Consider the following 4,894-nt stretch of genomic DNA (forward strand, 5'->3'; position numbering starts at 1 on the left):
CATTGCATAGTGTGAACTGCCCTGTCCTTTGTTCGTGTTCCCCTGTTGGAGAGTGGGAAAGAATGAGTATCTAAACAGAATGATTTCGAAACCGCACGGATGCAACTAAAAGCGAAGCAGAAGGGAAATACCGAATTTTTCCGAGAATGACTGCTTGTGGATGCTGGCAAAAGAGAGAGGCGAAACACAGTAGGAAAAGTGAACTCCGACCATGTGATCTAATAGGTCCTTACCCTCTCATCAATAAGAGCAACACCTATGGTTTGTAATGGTAAAACGTCATCGATCTCCAGTGCTTCAAAATCACCTTAGGATGCTTTCGCAAACTTTCTAAAAGCTCCTTTGGTTTGTCAGAAATCTTGCCAAATAAGTTCATTATCTCTGATTCTGTCATTGGATGACGTTTAATAATTGAAACAATCTCATTTATAGCATCCTGAGGATCTATTCTGTAACCATCGCTGATCAAGAAATCCAATGCAATTGCGTTCAAGATTGTTGCAGCTTTCTTCACTGATTCAGGATCCGGTGGTTTTACCCAGGGTTCGGCAGGAGGTCTCACTGGAACATTGAGATAAACTCTTTTCGGCGAAATCTCATCTACTATCCTTTTTATCTCAAGGAGCGCTGCATCGTCATCGTTGATGTTCTTCATAAGCATGATCTCGAGCCATACTTCTCCTTTGAATTTTCGAGTGAAGGTTTTCAGACCCTCAACGACCCTGTCAAACTTGAGAGAAGGATGAGGACGGTTGATGAGTCGGAAGCTCTTTTCGTCCCACGCATCCAGTGAAGGAAGAACTATATCCGCAAGCAGCAACGATTCCCTCACCTGTGATTCGCACAACAACCCGCCGTTGGTGATAACAACTACAGGCAAATCCACGCGTTGCCGAATCCCGCGTATGAGTTCTCCAAGTCTCGAGTACAGCGTTGGTTCACCTTCACCCACTATGGTGATAACATCTGCCCTCTCCTTTGGGATTTCCGATACTTCCCGGAGAATTTCCTCTAATGGAAAAAATTCCTGCCTTTCATTCGTCAAGTTCACTGTTCTGCCAAGTTGACAGTAGATACAGGAGTAATTACATGTCTTTGGAGGAATGGGACTGACCCCTATGGACCTTCCCAGTCGTCTCGATGGTACAGGACCGTAAACGTACTTGAAGCTCATTCAAACACCATCCTGGTTCCAACCTGACAGCTGATGATGTTGCCTTTGAAAGACGACTTGAAGTACTGAATGGCCTGCTCACCGGTGCAATGACACGGTGCTATGTTTTCTACACCCAGCTCGTTAAGTTTCTCAACTACCCGCTGGATCTTTTCCAGCGGTGCGTTCACAAGATGAAACCCACCAAGAAGTAAATGAATGTGTTCACCAAAAAGCCGTTTGGCTTCGGAGGCAATGTTCACAATCCCCCTGTGTGCACAACCCGTGACCACCACAAGTCCTTTCGATGTCTTCAACGTGAGGTTCAGTTCTTCTTCGAAGTAGTCTCGTTTCATTGTTTCGACTTCTTTCACAAGGAACGTCGGATCTGGCTCTTCAAAGCTGTTTGTCATTTTTGCCGGCCCCCACACAAAAACAGTATCAGAAATTTTCACGACATCCCTGTCCACATACTCAATAGAAGCTCCCATCTTTCTGATCTCTTCCCAGGAGTAAGGGGCACCTGTGTAGCGAGTTTTGGAATACTTTGGAAGATCGATTCCGCGTCGTACCCATATTCTGGGGCGTGCTACCTCAAGAAGGTATCCCAACCCACCCACGTGGTCGTAATGTCCATGACTCAGCACCACGTCCGTGACATCTCTGAGGTCAATTCCAAGAAGTGTTGCGTTCTTCATGAACACATTGGTGGTACCCGTATCGAAGAGAACGTGGCTGCCTTCCTTTGTTTCTATCCAGAGGGAAAAACCATGCTCCGCAGCAAAGGGAGTGCGGGCATGATCATCACAGAGTACTACCAGCTTCATATTCTTCACTCCTCACAGTATGTCTTTCAATGTCCTGAATGTGTTGGACCTCCCATTCGCTCCAGTTTACCCTCCCTGAACGCTTCCAGCGCCTCTCTCACTGTTCCTCTTTCAAAAAGATAGACTTCTATTCCCGCCATCCTGAGTGCATTGTATGCGTTGGTCCCCACATTGGCTGTGATCAGAACATCGACTTTCTTCTCTGCCAGAAACTGAGCCATCCGTGGTCCCGCACCGTGTGCCTCATCCACCGTGTTTTTGTAGAAGCTGAACTGCCCTGTGGCCTCGTCAAAGATCGCAATATAGGCTGCCCGTGCAAACCTCTGATCCATTTCGCTGTCTGGGTTTTCAGCTGTGGCGGGTATGGCTATTCGTCTTGGAGGTCGGTTGTGAAAGTGTTCTGCAGGTTTATACTCTGTATCTTTCAGCTGATTCTGAATGAATCTCTTCACAGCATCCTCAACGGTTCCCTGAGCGCCGCGTATCACCTGGATTCCATACTCGTTCAGATACCTTAAAGCTCTCTGACCGATCCCTCTCACTATCAACACATCCACATTTTTCTTACGCATGTAAGCCGGAAGCTCTCCAGCAGCGTGTTCAGGAAAGGGATTAGGCTCTACTTCCAAAGAGACTATCTTTCCATTTTCCACTTTCACGAACGCGTAGTAAGGTGCCCGACCAAAATGTTCTGAAACCGCTGAGTTCAAACCTTCATCGGTGGCTACCGGAATGGCTATTATCATCGTCAATCCCTCCTCATATTTTGAGAATCTCTTTGAGCTTCTCATATATTCTAACAATACTGCGTGCCGCTGGACTCTCAGGATATTCCAGAATGGACTTTCCATTGATGGTTGCAGTGTTCACTGTAGGATCGAAGGGAATCTCTCCCAGGATAACGATTCCTTCCTTCTCAGCGTATCTGAGTATCTCATCTCTCTTCTCCGGATTAATTGTGGACTTGTTGATCACCACCCCGAAGTTTCTCCTGTAGTGTCGAACGGTTTCCACAATGCGCTGAAGATCGTGGAGTCCCGATACGGTTGGTTCCGTTACAATCACAACGTAACTGACCCCCACGATGGAAGACGTAGCGGGACATCCAATGCCCGGTGCCCCATCGATTATAACCAGCTGCTTTCCGGACTCTTCGAACTTCAGTGCGGTTTTTCTTACCTCCGCAACAAGTCCTCCACTCGTCTCCTCACCAGCTTTGAGTTTTGCGTGAACCATGGGACGCTGAGCCACTGAAGCCAACGATTCGTAGTATTCACCGGCTTTGGATTCAACCAGTTTCACAGCTTCAAACGGGCATTTTAATACACAAACGCCACATCCCTCACAGGCAAAGGGATCTATCACGATTTTATCACCATCGCGCCGCACTGCATCGAATCTACAGAACTTTTCACAGACTCCGCAGGAGGTACATTTGGAGTAATCTATGACGGCCTTCTTTCCACCGTAGTAGTCATAGGACCGCTGCTTGATCGGTTGGAATATAAGATGAAGATTGGGAGCATCCACATCACAATCTGCTATTACGTTGTCTTCAAACAACAGATTCAGCGCTGCTGAAAGTGTGGTCTTTCCGGTTCCTCCTTTTCCGCTCACTATTGCCACCTGTATCATGCTTCTACCATCTCCCTTATTTTTTCGAAGAGCCTCTCAAATTCGACCTTCCATTGCGGAAGATGACTGGAAAACAATATACCCCTGGAATACAACTCTGCGATTTGAGGATCGTAAGGTATGCGCATGAGAATGGGTATATCACTTTCTTCTGAAAAGCGCTCCACACTTTCATACCCTCTGGAGTCTCTGTTCACAACTATTCCTGCTTTGATGCCCATTTCAGATACCAGTTCCACAGCCATTTGAAGGTCATGAAGTCCAAACGGAGTTGGTTCAGTAACGAGTAACGCAAAATCGGAGCCTCGAAGGGCTTCCACGACAGGACAGGATGTTCCCGGTGGGGCATCCACGATCACAATGTCCGCTGAAGGATCGATCTTTTCTTTCAGTTTTCTGATCACCTTAACACCGGAAGGCTCTCCTATATTCAAAATTCCCATGGAGAAATTGATTCTCTCGTGTACCTTTCCTGATTTCACTTCACCTATCGCTTTGGGTACTTCAGTTATGGCATTTTTAGGACACACCAAAGCACATGCTCCGCAGCCGTGACAGAGAGAATCGAAGACCATCACACCCGTCTTGAACACAGATATTGCACCAAACTGACATACTTTTGCACACTTTCCACACTTAATACATGCTTTTTGATCAACTTGGGGAAGAAGCATTTCTACGGGTTCAGTTTCCTCTATTTGTGGAGGCAAAAACAGATGATCGTTTGGTTCTTCCACATCTGCGTCCAGCAGCTGCACCTTCCTGCTTTGAGAGAGAACCCATGCAAGATTGGTGGCTACGGTGGTCTTTCCGGTTCCTCCTTTTCCACTCAAGACGGTGATTATCATCTCGTCTGCCTCCTTGATTTTATCTAGACAAGAACTACCGGGCCCTTAAGAGGGCCCGATAGTAGACGGTGTCAGTAGTTGAATTTTACCACCAGGGGCCTCTTGGACCACCACGCCAGCCCCATCCTCTTCTGAATCGGAAGCCAAGACCCAAACCACGACCCCATCCTCGGCCCCAGCCACCGGGCCAGAATCCGAATACTCTGCGATACCAGGGTGCAGCGTAAGGACCATACCCCATACCGTAGCGACACCATCCAAGGCCTCTACCCGTCATTGGACCAAGCCCCATGGGTCCAGTGCCATCCAGCCTTGGCATATTACTCACCTCCCATTTCTTCAATTTCTCTCAATCTTTCCTCTACCATGCGAAGCTCTTCTTCCAGGTATGCTTTATAATCTAGAAGCATTTCTCGTTCGTCCGCTGGAAC

The 4,894-nt window shown here is 47.4% G+C and carries 6 protein-coding genes; all 6 read right to left on the bottom strand.

Annotation, left to right across the window (positions count from 1 at the left end):
* Nucleotides 1–256: 256 nt before the first annotated feature.
* The gene (locus J7K79_RS01540) at nt 257–1,174 is read right to left on the bottom strand and encodes a radical SAM protein (RefSeq protein ID WP_296904405.1); all 918 of its coding nucleotides are present in this window, start codon (nt 1,172–1,174) and stop codon (nt 257–259) included.
* Nucleotides 1,171–1,980, bottom strand: a complete 810-nt coding sequence (locus J7K79_RS01545; protein WP_296904407.1) for an MBL fold metallo-hydrolase — start codon at nt 1,978–1,980, stop codon at nt 1,171–1,173. Before J7K79_RS01545 ends, J7K79_RS01540 begins: the two co-directional genes overlap by 4 nt.
* Before the next feature lie 26 nt (nt 1,981–2,006).
* Entirely contained in the window at nt 2,007–2,726 is a 720-nt protein-coding gene (locus J7K79_RS01550) for a NifB/NifX family molybdenum-iron cluster-binding protein (protein WP_296904409.1), read from the bottom strand.
* A 13-nt stretch (nt 2,727–2,739) separates the two neighbouring features.
* Entirely contained in the window at nt 2,740–3,615 is an 876-nt protein-coding gene (locus J7K79_RS01555; RefSeq protein WP_296904411.1) for an ATP-binding protein, read from the bottom strand.
* Nucleotides 3,612–4,463 carry an ATP-binding protein gene (locus tag J7K79_RS01560; RefSeq protein WP_296904413.1) on the bottom strand — a complete coding sequence of 284 codons (852 nt, stop codon included), beginning with the start codon at nt 4,461–4,463 and terminating at the stop codon, nt 3,612–3,614. The genes J7K79_RS01555 and J7K79_RS01560 overlap by 4 nt, the downstream gene beginning before the upstream one ends.
* 85 nt (nt 4,464–4,548) lie before the next feature.
* Nucleotides 4,549–4,782 carry a DUF5320 domain-containing protein gene (locus J7K79_RS01565; protein WP_296904415.1) on the bottom strand — a complete coding sequence of 78 codons (234 nt, stop codon included), beginning with the start codon at nt 4,780–4,782 and terminating at the stop codon, nt 4,549–4,551.
* Nucleotides 4,783–4,894 lie beyond the last annotated feature (112 nt).

The organism is Thermotoga sp., from assembly GCF_021162145.1.
Taxonomy (GTDB): Bacteria; Thermotogota; Thermotogae; order Thermotogales; family Thermotogaceae; genus Thermotoga.

Excerpts from the sequence above, each read along its gene's own strand:
- J7K79_RS01540 (WP_296904405.1), bottom strand. The coding sequence starts at position 1,174 with ATGAGCTTCAAGTACGTTTACGGTCCTGTACCATCGAGACGACTGGGA.
- J7K79_RS01545 (WP_296904407.1), bottom strand. The coding sequence starts at position 1,980 with ATGAAGCTGGTAGTACTCTGTGATGATCATGCCCGCACTCCCTTTGCT.
- J7K79_RS01550 (WP_296904409.1), bottom strand. The coding sequence starts at position 2,726 with ATGATAATAGCCATTCCGGTAGCCACCGATGAAGGTTTGAACTCAGCG.
- J7K79_RS01555 (WP_296904411.1), bottom strand. The coding sequence starts at position 3,615 with ATGATACAGGTGGCAATAGTGAGCGGAAAAGGAGGAACCGGAAAGACC.
- J7K79_RS01560 (WP_296904413.1), bottom strand. The coding sequence starts at position 4,463 with ATGATAATCACCGTCTTGAGTGGAAAAGGAGGAACCGGAAAGACCACC.
- J7K79_RS01565 (WP_296904415.1), bottom strand. The coding sequence starts at position 4,782 with ATGCCAAGGCTGGATGGCACTGGACCCATGGGGCTTGGTCCAATGACG.